The sequence below is a fragment of the Gallibacter sp. Marseille-QA0791 genome (assembly GCF_965119705.1).
Taxonomy (GTDB): Bacteria; Bacillota; Clostridia; order Peptostreptococcales; family Anaerovoracaceae; genus Lentihominibacter; species Lentihominibacter excrementipullorum.
This window is the reverse complement of sequence record NZ_CBCPMH010000001.1, coordinates 2,540,677-2,557,502: the sequence shown is the minus strand read 5'-3', so window position 1 is coordinate 2,557,502 and position 16,826 is coordinate 2,540,677. Positions and strand designations below refer to the sequence as shown.

Here is a 16,826-nt window from a genome sequence, read left to right as displayed (position 1 = left end):
GAAGCGCAGAGAATAGACAAATATAAACCTTGATATCCCTTCTCTTTTTCTCTTCTGCCAGATCTTATCCGTAAGCTCAAAATTCGGCACACCTGACGCAAGTTCTTGCCGGATCCCTGAATCTATCTAAAGATCCGGCACGTCCGACACAGTTCCTTGCCGCATTTTACGATATAAAATGAAAACCGGCGCACGCTTGCCGGGTTTTTTATATTATCCAATTTTGCGGCACGAATTTGCGAATATATTTTTAGTGAAAAGGCATTTATGTTACAAAATACGGTTTTGCTTGCCGAATCACCATTCTTTTCGCAGGTTCCGGCAACTTTTCATGTGCTCGCTGCCGGATTCCTGTAAATATCAAGATACTCGGCAAACATCCGTGTTTAGCGTGAGCTTTCACTGTTAAAGCATCAGGACACTAAAACGAAGCATGTCAAAAGCATACATATCAAAAGAACGCCTCACTTAATTGTGAAGCGTCCTTTATTATTGATCGATATGCGTGTTTACAGCAACGCCGTATCTCTGTCCGAAAGCTCTTTATATGTGTGATATCTGGCCTTGGCGTTTTCCTCAGTCATCTCGAAGAGCTTCTCAGCTATATCCGGGAATTCTTTGGCAAGGGACGAATATCTCACCTGATCCATGATGAAATCTCTGAAGCTTGCCGTAGGCTCCTTGGAGTCGAGCGTGAACGGATTCTTGCCTTCCTCCTTGAGCTCAGGATTGTATCTGTAGAGGTGCCAGTAACCGGCCTCGACAGCATCCTTGATGTTCTCCTGAGCCTTGCCCATGCCCTTTTTGAGTCCGTGGTTGATACAAGGAGCGTATGCGATTATGATGGATGGTCCGTCGTAATTTTCGGCCTCGATGATAGCCTTCATCAGCTGATTCTTATCCGCACCCATACCTACCTGAGCGACGTATACATAACCGTAGGACATAGCCATCAATCCCAGATCCTTCTTCTTTACTCTCTTACCGGATGCAGCAAATTTTGCGACAGCAGCCTCCGGAGTCGCCTTGGAAGCCTGACCGCCTGTGTTGGAGTAAACTTCAGTATCAAATACCAGGATATTGATGTTTTCACCGGATGCCAGTACATGGTCGAGACCGCCGTATCCGATATCATAAGCCCAGCCGTCTCCGCCGAGAGCCCAGATGGACTTCTTGACCAGGTAATCCTTCTTCTCCATTATCTGGCCGCAGATCTCCTTGGCTTCAGCGTTTCCACTCTTCATGTTCTCGATAGCAGCAATGACGTTATCGCTCTTTTCCCTTGTCACATTGCCGTTATCCTTGTTTTCTATCCACTCTGTCATCGCCGTCTTCAGCTCAGCATCCACATCCATTTCCAGAAGCTCCTTCATCAGGTCTTCCAGCTTGTTTCTGATCTGCTTATTCGCTACGACCATACCGTAACCGTACTCGGCGTTATCCTCGAACAGCGAGTTGGCCCATGCAGGTCCTCTGCCGTTCTCATCCTTGCAGTAAGGCATTGACGGTGCCGATGCACCCCAGATGGAGGAGCAGCCTGTAGCGTTGGCGATCATCATCCTGTCTCCAAAGAGCTGAGTTACCAGCTTGATATACGGAGTTTCTCCGCATCCCGAGCATGCACCCGAGAACTCGATATATGGCTTGGCGAACTGGCTTCCCTTTACGGTCTGAACGTTAACGCGGTCTTCCTTTCTAGGAAGCTTGATACCGTAATCCCAGTTTACGCTTTCCTTTTCCACTTCGGCGAACGGCTTCATCACGAGAGCCTTCTCCTTGGCCGGACAGATATCCGCGCAGTTTCCGCAGCCCAGACAGTCGAGAGCCGATACCTGCATCCTGTACTGGAGGCCTTCCATGCCCTTCCCTCTGGCCTGTACCGTCTCGAATCCGGCAGGCGCAGCAGCCTTCTCCTTCTCATCCAGGAGCATAGGTCTGATAGCCGCATGCGGACATACGAAGGAGCACTGGTTGCACTGTATGCAGTTTTCAGGTACCCACTCAGGCAGGTGAGCCGCGACACCGCGCTTCTCGTAAGCTGCCGTACCGGATGGGAATGTTCCGTCTTCGATACCATCAAAGGCGCTTACCGGCAGGCTGTCTCCCTCCTGCTTGTTCATCGGTATCAGTATCTGCTCTATGAACTCAGGCAACTCCACAGTCTTTCCTTCAGGGTCCTTGGCGTCGGCCCACGATGCAGGCACTTCTACCTTCCTGATAGCGGTGATGCCCTGGTCAACGGCAGCGCAGTTCATATCCACGATGTTCTGACCTTTCTTGCCGTATGATTTTTCTATACCTTCCTTGAGATACTTAACCGCATCGTCGATAGGAATTACGTTTGTCAGTTTGAAGAAGGCAGCCTGCATGATCATGTTGATCCTGCTTCCCAGTCCTATTTCCTCTGCTATCTTTCCTGCGTCGATGACGTAGAAGCTGGCCTTCTTAGCAGCGAGGTCTCTCTTTACCTTAGCAGGGAGATGCTCCTCCAGCTCGGCATCCGACCACAGGGAGTTCAGCAGGAACGTTCCTCCGTCCCTCAGATCCTTCAGCATATCGTACTGTCTTATATACGCCTGGTTATGACACGCTACGAAATCGGCCTGATTTATCAGATATGTGGACTGTATCGGCTTTTCACCAAATCTCAAGTGGGATATCGTAACACCGCCGGACTTCTTCGAGTCGTAAGCAAAATATCCCTGAGCGTACATATCCGTTTCATCGCCTATGATCTTTATAGCCGTCTTGTTAGCTCCTACCGTACCATCGGAACCCAGACCCCAGAATTTGCACTTGATCGTGCCTTCCGGTTCCATAGCGATACCCGGTACATACGGCAGCGAAAGATTTGTAACATCATCTTCGATACCTACTGTGAAATGATTGAGAGGCTTTTCCTTAGCCAGATTAGCGTAAACGGCTTCTATCATTCCAGGGTTAGTGTCGTTGGAGCCAAGACCATAACGTCCTCCATAAACTTTAGGCGCATCGTCTTCGTCGAAGAGAAGTGTCTTCACGTCCTGGTAGAGCGGTTCGCCCAATGAACCAGGCTCCTTGGTCCTGTCCAGGACAGCGATCTTCTTTACCGATCCAGGCAGCACGTTCATGAAGTACTCCTTCACGAAAGGTCTGTAAAGTCTTACCTTTATGAGGCCGACTTTTTCGCCCTTGGCGTTCATATGATTTATTGTTTCTTCGATAGTCTCACATACAGATCCCATCGCTACTATTATTCTCTCCGCATCAGGAGCTCCTACATAGTCAAACGGCTTGTAGCTTCTTCCCGTAAGCTCACTTACCTTGTTCATGTAGTCCACTACGATCTCAGGGATAGCTTCGTAGAACTTGTTGGACGCTTCCCTGCCCTGGAAGAAGATATCAGGATTCTGAGCCGTACCTCTGATGACAGGATGCTCAGGATTGAGAGCATTGTCTCTGAACTTCTGGACAGCGTCCCAATCTATCAGTTTCTTGTAATCCTCATAGCTGAAAACTTCTATTTTCTGTACTTCGTGAGATGTCCTGAATCCGTCGAAGAAATGAAGGAACGGAACTCTTCCCTTGATTGCGGAAAGGTGAGCTATTCCGCCCAGATCCATTACCTCCTGAACAGACCCGGATGCCAGCATGGCAAATCCCGTCTGCCTGCATGCCATAACGTCAGAGTGATCTCCGAATATACAGAGAGCATGAGTCGATACGCTTCTGGCCGCTACGTGGAACACTCCCGGCAGAAGTTCGCCCGCTATCTTATACATGTTAGGTATCATCAGAAGCAGTCCCTGAGATGCCGTATAAGTAGTAGAAAGCGCACCTGCCGCCAAAGAACCGTGAACAGCGCCCGCTGCGCCAGCCTCTGACTGCATTTCAGCTACTTTTACAGTCTGTCCGAATATGTTCTTCCTTCCATAAGCAGCCCATTCATCTACAACTTCAGCCATAGTCGAGGACGGTGTTATCGGATATATCGACGCCACGTCGGTAAAGGCATAGGATACGTGAGCCGCAGCCGTATTACCGTCCATTGTCTTCATTATTTTCTTTGCCATATTTCCCTCCATTTTATAGCGTATATTGTACGACTATTGATTCAGCCTTTATAGTTTCAGCCGTAATACCATACAATTTGAAATTGGTTCTAATACCGCACACTATCATTCATTTTATCGCAACAGTTTATCTCCGTCAACTGTGTACTAATAATTATACAAAATACATGAAAAAACTTCTAACCGCTGCAGCTGAATTTATTGACCCGTGTATTCCCCTGTATACTGTATACAGTTGTACCATAAAACCATCTCTTTGTCAATTATAATTGTGATCTTTCACAAAATACACTTCTCTTCTGTTATACCTGTCATCACGATCTGTCATCGGATCGTAAAATCGAAAAGGCGGAGAAGAGTTTCTTCCCCGCCAGCTTTCTATAATGTCCTTTTCATACATCCTCGCGATAAGGTATCGTTATGGATGTCAGAACTGATAGTAATACGACCTGTCCCGCTGTCTTTTATTCATGTGCCGGAAGCCTCTTGTCCATTATCTTTTTCCTTATTATCTTTATATCTCGCCATATTATAAAAACCCATCCTATCAAACCTACATATCCCACGGCAGGCGTTATGATATTAACAAGTATCTCAAACGGGATATATGAGCCAAAGAAGCCCAATATAGCGATTATAAAGCAAACTATAGCAAACTTCTTCGTCTTTTCTTTCGTGATTCTAGCGGCTACAGACCACATCAGCGGAACAGCAGTGGTGAAAATAGCAAGAGCCAGAACTATGGCATAGGCCCATCCCAGTATCGGTGAAATCGCCTGAGCCATGGCCAGTGCCGGCACCGACAGCTTATCTATAATATCTATCCTGGAACCTTCCGCCAATACCAGGAAAAGCGCGCCCAGGCTGAACAGTACATTTCCAAATATGACTCCTACGATGACTTCTGTCTTGTTTTTTGCTTTTGAACCTATTGCGGACATGAATGGAAGGCACATAACTATATTCCACAAGGCATAAAGAATACCTGCCATTATCCATGAGCTTGATGCCAGGAGAACATCGTGAGTCGTTATATAATTATTCCAATTATCAAAGTCGACACCATGCTTAACTAGAACACTTATGGCCATAACCATAGTAATTACTATGATAGCAGGTCCAATGAATCCAATGGTGTCTATAACGCTAGCCAGACCCATCAGCACGATAGCGGTCACTAGCACTGCTAATATAAGTGATCCTACCCACTCTGGTCCTCCGAACACCTGATTAAACGTAGCTCCAAATCCAGCCATCATCTGCATTAAAGTGAGGAACATAAAGATTGGCACGAACCATGACAAGACAGTTCCAACATATTTACCGCAGAGATTCTTATAGCATTCCAGGCCCTGCACATCCCTGCTCTCATTGCCCAGATTCATGACGGCGGCCGATGTCCAGGCACCCAATATACCATTTATCACCAGCACGCCTACCGCTTTTGCTATACCGTAATTTGTAAAATACTGCATGACCTCCTGGCCGGTGGCAAACCCTGCGCCTATGAGGAACGCGCAGAAAGCTCCCGCAAGCTTTATTACCATACTGATACGTACTTCGTTTTTTCCGATCTTTAACATAACATTTTTCCTTTCCCTTTTCCATACGAAGTATTTCTCTTTCTATTTCGCGGATTTCATTAAACATACGGGCGGCCTGCGACTTTAACAGACCGCCTGCTATATGAGAGATGAAATGAATGACTATCGCTTAATCCAACATCGAAAAGTCAAACTCTACATATGGCATTTCCTGATTGATCCCGATTTCCGGGTGGACTATCTGACCGTTGACCGTGCTGATGCACCTTCTCAGAGCCGCATCGTCCATAGCCGCCTGTTTCAGACCCTTGTTGGCTATGTTCATGATGTAAGGGCCCGTTATCATCAGCAGCGCTTCTGTCGCCGTCTTAGGACACAGCGACGGCATGTTTGGTACGCAGTAGTGGAGTATCCCCTCTTCTGTGAAAGTAGGGTCGCCGAGAGTTGTGTAATGTGACGTCTCCACTATTTCCGCCCCTGCTATATCCATTATCAGCGAACAGTTCTTCATTTTCTTTACCGTTTCCCGTTTCACCAATGGCTCTCTCTTGCCCGGTTCCGGTGACGGATATATGCAGTTGATAAACAGATCACACTCTGTCAGCAGTTTCTCCAGGTTGTGTTCTTCGAATAATACTACGTTCGCTTCAGGTATTGCCGCCTTCAGATAATCTATCCTGTTCCAGGACGCCTCGATTATAGTCACATCCAGCCCGAGGCCAGCAGCCACCTGCGCTGCATTGAATCCGGCCGAGCCTCCACCCAATACCACTACTTTCGGTACAGGCAGACCATATACTCTTCTCAACAACAGCCCCGTACCACCATTCATTGTCTGACAGTATTTTACCGATTCCAGCATCGCCAAGCTTCCCGCTATATCGCTCATCGGCTTCATAGTAGGCCTCGAACCGTCGTCAAGAACAATAAGTTCCATGGAAAGGCCTATGCTCTTACGATCTACCAGCGCTTGCGCCATTGGCTTATCGTAATCCTCGGCCAGATGAAACCATGTCATGATCATCTGGCCTTCCCTTATGAGATCGAATTCCTGTGGCTGGAGTTCCTTCACCTTTGTTATAAATTCAGCCTTATCGAAGATTTCTTTGGCTGTATCAGCTATCTTCACGCCTGCTGCTTCGTAATCTTCATTTGAAAATCCGCTGTTCTTACCAGCGTCCTTCTGCACCCATACTTCATGTCCCGCAGCCGTAAGTCTTCTGGCCCAATTAGGTGTCATCGCAACTCTCGTTTCATTAGTTTTAACTTCTGTTGGTGTACCTATGATCATTTTCCTACCTCCTGTTCAGCATTTGACTTATTCTGTTATCTTTTATTATTGCAAGCAGCGTGCCATTTGACAGAAGATATGAAAAACGTTGAAATTTCAATATTTTAATGTTTTTCTGAAAATTGCCCAACAAAAATAAGCGGCGCAAATTTGCATCGTAAACGCGAATTTACACCGCTTATCGGATCAATCGTCGTATCCGGCCTCTATACCATATTTCTTTATCTTACGATTCAGTGTCGATTTATCTATTCCCAAAGCTCTGGCTAACCTGCTGCTGCTCTTATAGTCCTTCATTTTTGTGATTATAATGTTCTTTTCGTATTCCTCTACATAGCTCTTGAGATCACCTGACGAAGTACTTTCGGCGATACCCATGTCAAAACTGTCCAACTGCTCCATTATCTGTCTGGCATCTACTTCTTCCCTGTCGGCTATTATCACAAGACGTTTGATTATGTTCTGCAGCTCACGGATATTACCCGGCCACTGATATTTGTACAGCACATCCCATCCGCTTTTGGCGATTTTAAGATCAGAATCGAATTCCTCATTGTATTTCTTTACGAAATATCTGACAAGAGGGAATATATCTTCTTTACGCTTTCTGAGGGGAGGAATGTTTATAGGCACCACATTGAGCCTGTAATAAAGATCCATCCTGAAGGTCTTCTCTCTTACCGCATCCTTGAGGTTGGCGTTAGTCGCCGCTATTATCCTGACATCGACCGGAATATATCCTCCGCCGCCTACACGCATTATCTCACGGTTTTGCAATACTCTGAGTATCTTTCCCTGAAGACTCATCGGCATTATCCCTATCTCATCGAGGAAAATAGTCCCTCCATTGGCCTGTTCGAACAGTCCTACCTTTCCTGTATCTGAAGCTCCTGTAAAAGCTCCTTTTTCGTATCCAAAGAATTCGGATTCAAAAAGGTTTTCCGGTATGGCGTCACAGTTTACTCTTATAAAAGGCTTATCTTTCCTGTCACTGCACTGATGTATATGATTGGCTATGACTTCTTTGCCTGTACCCGATTCACCCTGTATCAGCACTGTAATATCCTTTTTAGCTACGCTTTCCGACAGCTGAATGATCTTTTCCATCTCTTCGCTGTCGTATATTATGCTTCCACGTGCCCCTCGCGCGTCTTTTCGATACTGCTCCAGCTGCTGACTGTATTCCTTAACCAACTGCTGATTCTTTCTAAGCTCCTTCTCAAGACGATTTATCTCCGACACATCCCGCTCCGTTACCACCACAAACTTGACCTTTCCGTGCTCTATGAGCGGAACGCCTGTTACTGTTATTTCCTGCCCGTCATCCCGGCCTTTCTGTATCATGCTCTCTTCCAGCCCTGTCTCTATGCATTTCAGCGAAACAGCTCCGTTCTCGCTGAAATATCCCTTTTTTATCAAATCGTTTACATTTTTCCCCAGAAGCTGTTCTCCGCTGAATTCACTCAGTTCTTCCGACGCTTCATTCATCAGGATTATATTCCCGTCACCATCCGTTATGAACACTCCATCTCTTATGCAGTTCAGCAGCCCCTGGATATTTTCATGATTGAATTCTTTCACAGACAGCCTCCTTTCCATGTTCTGTATTCCGTTATTATACCATAATGAGAAAATTTTTTATTATTTAAAAAATTTTATACTGTATACCAGGTCCTGGCTGCCACGTATGCTTGTTATAATGGTGATTTGCTGGTATAATGAACGCTGTAATCATCAGCGGCGTTGCCGCAAAGATGCGTTCATTGAAAAATGCTTCGACATGCTCGCATTTTATAATGTCCGCTGTAATCATCAGCGGCGTTGCCGCAAAGATGCGTTCATTGAAAAATGCTTCAACATGCTCGCATTTTATAATGTCCGCTGTAATCATCAGCGGCGTTGCCGCAAAGATGCGTTCATTGAAAAATGCTTCGACATGCTCGCATTTTATAATGTCCGCTGTAATCATCAGCGGCGTTGCCGCAAAGAATCAAAAAACGAATATTTCATTATTTACGATAGATCAGGGAGTACACCACGTTGAAAAAAATCAAAGCATGGAAACACGAAAAAGAATTCGATACAAAGACTCTCATAACAAATGAGGACTTTTCCGGGGCTGATGTCGCGGAAAAATCCGCAGGATCTCCAGACTCAACGGCTCCGTCGAACGCATCAGCTGAATCTGAGGATGTGAAGACGACGAAGAATAAGGAAACCCGTGAAGCTGTGAATCTGAAAACACTTTCAGACAAGCAGAAACAGTCATCCGGTGAAGCGATCACACAAGTCTATGAGCCGCGCCCACTCACTCCTGATGACGATATATACGATGATATCATCGAACAATTCGCCTCAGCTCCTACCAAACCAAAATACTGGTTCGAAGAATTCGGAGATTACTGGTCATGCAGCTGCGGCCATATAAATAAAGGTGATTTTTGCAAAAGCTGCGGTCTTGAACGTGATCTTCTGAGATCTCTGTTCATACTCCATAAACCAGCCGGAGCCCAGGGAAAGCTCAGCAAAAAACTTAATAAATCCGCAAAGGAGAAAATCGATAAGGAAGAACAGCAGCATACCGACAGAGAAAACCGAAGACGAAAACTTGAAGAATCTGAAGACGGTCAGCTGAAAGTCGTTCCCATAGAAATCGATGACAGTTCTCAACAGGAAGCGGCCACTATGGATCCATCTTCTGACATGTCCGTATCCAGCGAGACAGATACCCCGGCCTCCGAGGAAGCCGATGGCAGCCCCGATGAGAATATTTCATCCGAAACAGAAGGTAATACAGTCAATACGTCATCTAAAAGCAGCAAGAGCAGTACTGAGGCTTCGAAAAACGCCATCGCGACAGGGCAGCCAAAGGCTTCAGAGAACACAGATGCCACCTCTGATTCCGGTGACAAGCAAACGTCAGCAAAGCCACCTGTTCCCCTCTCTGTTCCTGTCTCCCCTGAGACCAAACGCAGAAACAGGAATTTCAGGATAAAGATAATCATCGCCATAGTCGCCTGTCTCCTTCTCATCGGACTTGCAGGCGTCGCCATATACCGTTATATGGCAGCCCCTGCCATGCAGTATCAAGACGCACTGCAACTGCAGGCTGACGGCAAATATGAGAAGGCCATCGAGAAGTTCGAGGCACTTGGCGACTACAAGGATTCCGAGGACAGGATATGGCAGTGCTACTGCAGTCTGGGAGACCAGTACTTTGAGGCCGGAGATTTCAACGCAGCCATCGATACGTACAACACGGCCATCGAGCTGAAAGACGACGAGTCCCTGCATGACAAGATATGGCAATGCTACTGCGGCATCGGAGATCAATATTTCAACGCCGGCGAATACGATCAGGCTCTCAGCACCTACTATGTAGCAGCTGATCTCAAAGACAATGAGGAGATACAAGATAAGATCAATCTTACTAAATTCACCTATGTGAAAACCTACCAGAGCGACAGGACCGCACAGGTAGAAGAGTATATGTCCGACCTGATGGCCATAAAGTATCCCGGCATACAAGAAATATACGATAACTATTACGCATGGCATGTAAATATCGTCGCCAATACATCAGCGGATGACGCGTCTACCGATGTCAGCACCGTAAGCCGCCGTGACACCGTATATTTCCACGTTTCCCTCAGTGGCGGCGAACCGTCGGAGCAGATACTCCTCTACTACGAGGTGACCTGGCCCAACGGCGATACTCAGATATACGACCTGGACTCCACATGGGAAGCCGGCTCCAACATAACAGCCAGATTCCAATATCCGATCCCTCTGTTCGGAAAAGAAGGGAAACTCACATTCAGATTGTACGACAGGAGTACCAATGAAGAAATGGGAAGCGACTCCGTCACTTTCAAGAACTGATACCAACTGAAAGCATGCGCCGTCAAACGCACGACATGACCAACAGCAAAGCGCTTGCGGAAACCGTGACAACTGCTACAGCCACGGCCCACAGGCGCTTTTTATGGATAACTATTGTATGCTTTTTCAATATATATTCTATCGCACTCAATCAGCGTTATACACTCTGTCGAATATCTCCATATACTGTTCTTTCGTGAATTCCACAGGATTCGATGGATTGCAGACGTGTTCTGACGACGCCTGAGCGAGGTACTGGAAATCCTTCGGGTCGATAGCTTCGAAGGAACTGAGTTTAGGTATCCCCAGCTCCCTGCACAACCCCTTTATGACTGCAATGCCTTCCATCGCCACTTCCTCATCTGTTTTCCCTGAATCGTCCACGCCGAGAGCCTTAGCCACGTCAGCATACTTCCCTGGATTTCCCGAAATGCTGTATTCACTCACATCCGCCAGGAATATAGCATTGGTGACACCGTGAGGAATGTCGTAGAATCCTCCGAAACACTCGGCAATGCAATGCACTGCAGCAGTATCCGCGTTGCCGAAAGCGATTCCTGCCAGCATGGATGCCAGCATTACCTCTTCCATCGCATCCTTATCTCTGTCGTTTGCCGCTTTGATGATATTGTCGCCTATCAGCTTCACGGCGTATATGGAGATCGCATCCGTTACAGGCGTGGCTACAGTAGATACGTAAGCTTCGACGGCATGGGTCAGCGCGTCTATGCCGGTGGAGGAAATCAGCGAACCCGGAAGCCCGTCTATCATGTCCGGATCTACCAGCGCCAGCACCGGCGCACACTTGGGATCGAATATATTTCCCTTCAGATGTGTTTCCGTATTGTTTATAACGGCATTGAAAGTAACTTCGCTGCCCGTTCCGCACGTCGTAGGTATGCAGATCACAGGCGCGCTCTGCACATCCAGTTCCACATCTATCCATTCCCTCGCCGTCTTGCCATTGGTCATGACGGTAGCCATCGCCTTCGCTGTATCCATGGCACTTCCCCCACCAAGGGCTATCAGCACGTCAGCGCCTGCTTCTTCGGCGATCTTTGCCCCCTTGTCGCAGTCGTAGTCTCTCGGATTAGGCACTATACCATCAAACAGCGTACACTGAAATCCCGCCTCTTCGATATGCCCCTTTATCTGATCTGCCATTCCAATCTTCACGATTCCTTCGTCGGTGACCAGCATCGGCTTTTTAAACCCTCTGCTCTTTATTTCCTCACCAATCTCTTTCACTACGCCTCTTCCAAACCTTATCTGCGTCGGCAGGAAAAATTCAAAATTACTAATCATCAAAGCACCTCCTGATCATCTCTGGTTTGCTGAAGTCACTCGCCACAGCATCACGCCCCGAGCCTGGTATTCAGACCTCTGGCTCTCTCATTCTGGACCCCGTAATCATCCATATATGCGTATTTTATAAAAGTTTTTTCCTTATATTTCATCTCAAGCTCCCAGGCTTCCCTGTAAAATTTCATGATCTTCACCTGACTGAGCTGACTGTCCATCGTCTTATATGCCTTGAACAGTATCTGCCTCCTGATGGAATATTCCGCATCCTCGATTATCTTTTCCAGAGTGCCTCCATCCGGAAGCACGATACCATCCATCGTCTCTATCTTTTTGCGCACCATAGGTATCTCACCATCGGTCATCACATCGTAATGAGACGCGTGCATCTCGTTGGCGTCATAGACTACGCCGACTCTGCCAGTTTTATCGAAAACCTGAGATTTGTTAAAGAATACGTTGCGCTTTACCTTAAAATCATAAATCATAAAGTAGTAAGGAACCCACACCTTTCGCATTCCTTCCTGCTGATATCTCACCATTTTTATACCAAATATCTTGGGCTCTACTGAACACATTTTGGCCTCTATCGCCTCGTCCTTTGTCCATATGGTCTCCGTGACGAAAGCCGTGCCTTTATCGCCTGTCGTTATCATGCCTGAGTTTTTATCCATTCGTTTCACTAACCTTTTCATGGTGCAGGCTCCTTTCTTTCCCTGGACTTTATTCCGCCCTTTCCGCTTCTTCCTCTTCTTTGAAAACGCCTCTCCGCACTTCCAGTATGTACGCGATAAGCACAGCAGGACCTGCGATGAGATTGAGTATGGCCAGTATCCATCCGAGCCAGTTATATCCTCCCACCATCGGGGTAAAGAGATATATCGCACTGAGTATGAACAGTACCACGATTGATACTCTGGCTGCTGCCGTTCCTTTTTTTTCTTTCATATATCACACCTCCGTTAAAGAATCCGGATCCAGCCTTTCTCCATCTTTTTTATAAGTCGCATTGCAGACGATGAAGTAGAGGATAGCCCCTGTTACAGATACGACGATGCTGGTAGGCAGCCCTGCCGGACATCCCAGTATGAACTCCCATACGACATACAGGATCGCCGAATAGATGATACATGCCATCGCTGCCGGCGTAGTCTTCTTTTTGTAGAACAGTCCTGCTACGATCGGTATGAAGAACATGGAGAACAGGAATCCTCCCAGATAATACCATGCATTCGCTATTCCATCTGCCCAGAATATAGTTCCTACTACGCACAGTGCACCGAACACGCCGACCGCTATCCGCATTCCGAACAACGTCTTCTGTTCCGATAAGCTCTTATTGATAAAGCCTCTGTATATATCGTTGACCGCACAGGTAGCGAACAGCAGCCAGTCGGAGGAAACCGTGGACATTACCGCCGCACACAGTGCCGCTACGAACAGTCCCCTGAAGCCTACAGGCAAAACGGTAAATACCATGGACCAGAAGCCTTCCGCAGGCGTCGATGCCACATCTCCGAAAAATGCCAGGGCTGCCATTCCTGCGATGACCATGGCCGAACTGAATGTGACACCCATGGCAAGCATGATGGAGTAGGCCGTTTTGATGTCCTGCCCTGACCGTGCCGATCCAAAGCGCTGATAACAAGCCGCCTCGCAGTACATGGCGCAGGCCGATATAGCCCATGCACACGCTTCCCATACGCTCAGACCTCCCATAGGAGTCAGAAGCTGAGGATCTATCGCCTCCACTCTGTCCCACACTACAGGCAGCCCGCCAAACTGAACTATGATACCTACCATCAGCGAGCCGACTGCCACAGTCATGATGGCAAACTGGATGAGGTCGGTGACCGCAAGGCCCCACAGGCCCGAAAGAGCCGTATATATAGCGATTACCGCACCTGCCACTATCAATGAAACTATCATCGACATTCCCGATACCAGCTTGAGCACCTCCGCAATGGCGAACAACAATGCCGAATCATACAGCAGATTTGCTATATACGTGACTGCTGATATCAGCTTTACCTTCCCGCTGTACAGATATTTCATCATATCCGGGACGGTAACCACCCAATCAGGGATCTTGTCCCTGACATGAGGCCCTATTATCGTCGCCAGCGGCAGTCTCAGTATAGCTTCCGGAATAACGAACACCAGCAGTATCGAGATACCCATCGTCCATCCGCATTCTGCAAGGCCAACGATAGTCCATGAATCATACCATCCTGCCGCACCTACACCTATCAGTATCGGTACAGTCAAACGCCTCGATGCCACATAGAAGCTTTTAACGCTCTTCCCGGCGCGCTTTTTCATGCTGACACCTACCAGAAGGATGCCGACAAAGTACGCCGCTATGACCATCCAGTCGATCGTACCCCATAACGCCTTTAAATCCATTGATAAAACCACCTCTCTTTCTTTGAAAATATCATATCGATAAGTAATTTCACAAATATATATTGCATGAAGCATGCCAATTTAAATTGCTTGAATTTTCAACATATTAAAAGACATCATCGTTCCATCAGTGCAACGACAATGTCTTTTTCAATGCCTCATCGGGCTGTTGTGGACTACAACCGTTCCTATGACTCAGCTTCACCTTCGGTTGCATGTATGCAACCGCGTTTCCTCCGGGAAACCATCCGGCTAAAAGCTGTATCTTCTCTCCTTTGCCTCTTCTTTATACATCTTCAGCTTTCTCGATATGGTAGATTTGTTTATACCAAGCCTTCTGGCCGCTTCGGACATGCTCCCATATCGCTCTACAGCCTCCACTATTATGCGCTTCTCATAATTGAACATCATCTTTTCCAGAGACACATCGCTTGAAAAGATATCAACGACATCGCTTTCGCCATCCTGCGCCCCTATCAGACACATCCTGACCTGAAATCCGCTTATTTCTTCACCTTCCCCGCTGACAACAAGCCTTTCCACCATATTCCTCAACTCACGCACATTGCCCGGCCAGCTGTATTCCTCGATTTCCCTGACTGCGCTGTCAGAAAAGCTCTTTTTCAGATGATATTTATTGTTGAACTGTCTGAGGAACAGATTTACCAGCGGCAGAAGATCTTCCTTCCTCTCTTTGAGAGACGGGATGAATATCGGAAGCACCATAAGCCTGTAGTATAGGTCATCCCTGAATCTTCCCTTTTCTACCTCTTTCTTCAGATTCCTGTTGGTGGCGGCTATAATCCTGACGTCCACCGAAATGGAGGCCGATGCCCCTACACGCCTTATCTCACCGTTTTCAAGCACCCGAAGCAGCTTTGACTGCATCGACATCGGCAGTTCTCCTATCTCATCGAGGAATATTGTACCGCCGTCAGCCTCCTCAAACATTCCCTTCTGCCCGCTGCTCTTGGCTCCGGTAAAAGCTCCGCCTTCGTAACCGAACAGCAATGAGTCCGTCTTCGTCCGGCTCTCTGTTTATGATGCCCACGGACTTCTTATCCTTCAGGTATTCCCAGAAAACCGCACCGGTTTCCTCGTTCTTGAGGATCTTCTCGTTGACATCACCGAGACCCGTCTCGTTAACTGCCATCTCAGCCAATTTCGCCGCATTCTGATAGATTATCTTTCCTGCTTCATAGATCAGCTTATCTACCTGCTCCTGAGTGTAATCCGAAATCTGATCAAATGCCTTTCTAGCTTTTTCGATCTGTTGTTTAATAGTCTCTGCCATTGTTTTCCCTCCTGTTCTTCTTATATTACCCGCAAATCTGCGTGAGTAACGTAAATTAATATTCCTGTCGTCTTCGACCCACTACTTCTTCAGGTCAGGCAGTACGAACACTACTGTACCCTTTACCGTCAGTATAGGTTCGTCGAACACCTCTGAACGATCCGTCTTCTGGTTGTACTCGGACGTCTTATACATCTCATATCCATATACTCTCGAGCTGGTTCCTTCTTTTATCAGCCATACTATTATCTCTACCGCGTCCAGCATATGTACAGGATGCAGGATGTTGGCTTCAGTATTTACAAAGAGACCTCCGTCTCCGTTGTCCCTTATGTTGCTCAGCTCCGTACAACAATCTATACACTTCTCCATCAGTTTGCATCCTGAGATCATCTCTCCCGGATAATGCATATCTTCTCCGTGGATAGACAGTCTGAACTTCAATTCAGTAACGTCCTTCCCCTTCTGTGTCGCAGTTAAGGAATCTCTTTTTTCAGGTTCTATCTTAGCCATCTTTCCCTCCTTGTGCATATCAGCTTTGTTTTTACGCCTACATATAGAGCAAAAGACGTGCCAATTTGCAAAATGGCTGATTTTGCAGAAAAATAGCCATTTTCATCTTTTTTCCTTGTTGCTCACACGCAACAGATAAAAAGTCTGAATTTTCTCGCCGACAGAAACTGCCCATTTCAACTATTTTGTCATCGCGGTTGCACAGCGAAAACACAGTTTCCACTCCGCAACGGTTTCTCATCAACATTTTTCACATTTTTCGATTTGTGCAATCTTTATCTTTTTACGCTTACAGACATTTCTTATTTTCTGGCAAATGTCTACAAAATCCAATGGGTTTGAAGATACTGGACTATTTTTGTAAAGGGCTGAGGCAGTCTTTTTTCGGCTTTAATGGACTCGTCACAGGAATGAGAGCCCGCAAACGTTGAAATTTTTACCTACATTACGCAAAAAAAGTGAAATGTATATAAAAGTTTCTCGTCACATCTTCAACAGCGCCCTTCTGATACAAAAAAACGACCTGCAGGTCTTCCCCACAG

General features: G+C 46.8%; 13 protein-coding genes. 1 reads left to right on the top strand and 12 read right to left on the bottom strand.

The genetic code is table 11. The features are described from left to right. Positions 1 to 509: 509 nt before the first annotated feature. The 5 genes from nifJ to ACQY69_RS11695 form a co-directional block, all read right to left on the bottom strand. On the bottom strand, positions 510 to 4,052 hold the full coding sequence (gene nifJ, locus ACQY69_RS11715; protein WP_428260700.1) for a pyruvate:ferredoxin (flavodoxin) oxidoreductase: 3,543 nt from the start codon (positions 4,050 to 4,052) through the stop codon (positions 510 to 512). A 464-nt stretch (positions 4,053 to 4,516) separates the two neighbouring features. Further along, positions 4,517 to 5,635, bottom strand: a complete 1,119-nt coding sequence (locus ACQY69_RS11710; RefSeq protein WP_428260699.1) for a YkvI family membrane protein — start codon at positions 5,633 to 5,635, stop codon at positions 4,517 to 4,519. 130 nt (positions 5,636 to 5,765) lie between these two features. Further along, on the bottom strand, positions 5,766 to 6,887 hold the full coding sequence (locus ACQY69_RS11705; RefSeq protein ID WP_428260698.1) for an alanine dehydrogenase: 1,122 nt from the start codon (positions 6,885 to 6,887) through the stop codon (positions 5,766 to 5,768). 186 nt (positions 6,888 to 7,073) lie between these two features. Further along, on the bottom strand, positions 7,074 to 8,468 hold the full coding sequence (locus ACQY69_RS11700) for a sigma-54 interaction domain-containing protein (RefSeq protein ID WP_428260697.1): 1,395 nt from the start codon (positions 8,466 to 8,468) through the stop codon (positions 7,074 to 7,076). Positions 8,469 to 8,532: 64 nt separating this feature from the next. Next, positions 8,533 to 8,856, bottom strand: coding sequence for a hypothetical protein (locus ACQY69_RS11695; protein WP_428260696.1), 324 nt, complete (start codon positions 8,854 to 8,856; stop codon positions 8,533 to 8,535). A 71-nt stretch (positions 8,857 to 8,927) separates the two neighbouring features. Between ACQY69_RS11695 and ACQY69_RS11690 the strand changes: the two genes are divergently transcribed. Then, positions 8,928 to 10,769: a tetratricopeptide repeat protein gene (locus ACQY69_RS11690; protein ID WP_428260695.1), complete on the top strand. Its 1,842-nt coding sequence runs from the start codon at positions 8,928 to 8,930 to the stop codon at positions 10,767 to 10,769. A gap of 147 nt (positions 10,770 to 10,916) precedes the next feature. Here the strand turns inward: ACQY69_RS11690 and ACQY69_RS11685 are convergent, their stop codons facing one another. From ACQY69_RS11685 to ACQY69_RS11655, 7 genes are all read right to left on the bottom strand, one after another. Continuing rightward, positions 10,917 to 12,074: an iron-containing alcohol dehydrogenase gene (locus tag ACQY69_RS11685; RefSeq protein ID WP_428260694.1), complete on the bottom strand. Its 1,158-nt coding sequence runs from the start codon at positions 12,072 to 12,074 to the stop codon at positions 10,917 to 10,919. Positions 12,075 to 12,124: 50 nt separating this feature from the next. Further along, the gene (locus ACQY69_RS11680; protein WP_428260693.1) at positions 12,125 to 12,766 is read right to left on the bottom strand and encodes a hypothetical protein; all 642 of its coding nucleotides are present in this window, start codon (positions 12,764 to 12,766) and stop codon (positions 12,125 to 12,127) included. Between the two features lie 28 nt (positions 12,767 to 12,794). After that, entirely contained in the window at positions 12,795 to 13,019 is a 225-nt protein-coding gene (locus tag ACQY69_RS11675) for a hypothetical protein (RefSeq protein WP_428260692.1), read from the bottom strand. Between the two features lie 3 nt (positions 13,020 to 13,022). Next, positions 13,023 to 14,477 (bottom strand): sodium:solute symporter family protein, encoded by a 1,455-nt coding sequence (locus tag ACQY69_RS11670; protein WP_428260691.1) that lies wholly within the window; start codon positions 14,475 to 14,477, stop codon positions 13,023 to 13,025. A 252-nt stretch (positions 14,478 to 14,729) separates the two neighbouring features. Continuing rightward, positions 14,730 to 15,488, bottom strand: a complete 759-nt coding sequence (locus ACQY69_RS11665) for a sigma 54-interacting transcriptional regulator (RefSeq protein WP_428260690.1) — start codon at positions 15,486 to 15,488, stop codon at positions 14,730 to 14,732. After that, on the bottom strand, positions 15,421 to 15,771 hold the full coding sequence (locus ACQY69_RS11660; RefSeq protein ID WP_428260689.1) for a hypothetical protein: 351 nt from the start codon (positions 15,769 to 15,771) through the stop codon (positions 15,421 to 15,423). The genes ACQY69_RS11665 and ACQY69_RS11660 overlap by 68 nt, the downstream gene beginning before the upstream one ends. 81 nt (positions 15,772 to 15,852) lie before the next feature. After that, positions 15,853 to 16,284 (bottom strand): hypothetical protein, encoded by a 432-nt coding sequence (locus tag ACQY69_RS11655; RefSeq protein ID WP_428260688.1) that lies wholly within the window; start codon positions 16,282 to 16,284, stop codon positions 15,853 to 15,855. Between the last annotated feature and the right edge of the window lie 542 nt (positions 16,285 to 16,826).

Bases quoted from the DNA above. Each gene is read 5' to 3' on its own strand.
- ACQY69_RS11660 (WP_428260689.1), bottom strand. From the start codon at position 15,771: ATGGCAGAGACTATTAAACAACAGATCGAAAAAGCTAGAAAGGCATTT.
- ACQY69_RS11695 (WP_428260696.1), bottom strand. From the start codon at position 8,856: ATGATTACAGCGGACATTATAAAATGCGAGCATGTCGAAGCATTTTTC.
- ACQY69_RS11670 (WP_428260691.1), bottom strand. From the start codon at position 14,477: ATGGATTTAAAGGCGTTATGGGGTACGATCGACTGGATGGTCATAGCG.
- ACQY69_RS11685 (WP_428260694.1), bottom strand. From the start codon at position 12,074: ATGATTAGTAATTTTGAATTTTTCCTGCCGACGCAGATAAGGTTTGGA.
- ACQY69_RS11680 (WP_428260693.1), bottom strand. From the start codon at position 12,766: ATGAAAAGGTTAGTGAAACGAATGGATAAAAACTCAGGCATGATAACG.
- ACQY69_RS11710 (WP_428260699.1), bottom strand. From the start codon at position 5,635: ATGTTAAAGATCGGAAAAAACGAAGTACGTATCAGTATGGTAATAAAG.
- ACQY69_RS11705 (WP_428260698.1), bottom strand. From the start codon at position 6,887: ATGATCATAGGTACACCAACAGAAGTTAAAACTAATGAAACGAGAGTT.
- ACQY69_RS11655 (WP_428260688.1), bottom strand. From the start codon at position 16,284: ATGGCTAAGATAGAACCTGAAAAAAGAGATTCCTTAACTGCGACACAG.
- ACQY69_RS11675 (WP_428260692.1), bottom strand. From the start codon at position 13,019: ATGAAAGAAAAAAAAGGAACGGCAGCAGCCAGAGTATCAATCGTGGTA.
- nifJ (WP_428260700.1), bottom strand. From the start codon at position 4,052: ATGGCAAAGAAAATAATGAAGACAATGGACGGTAATACGGCTGCGGCT.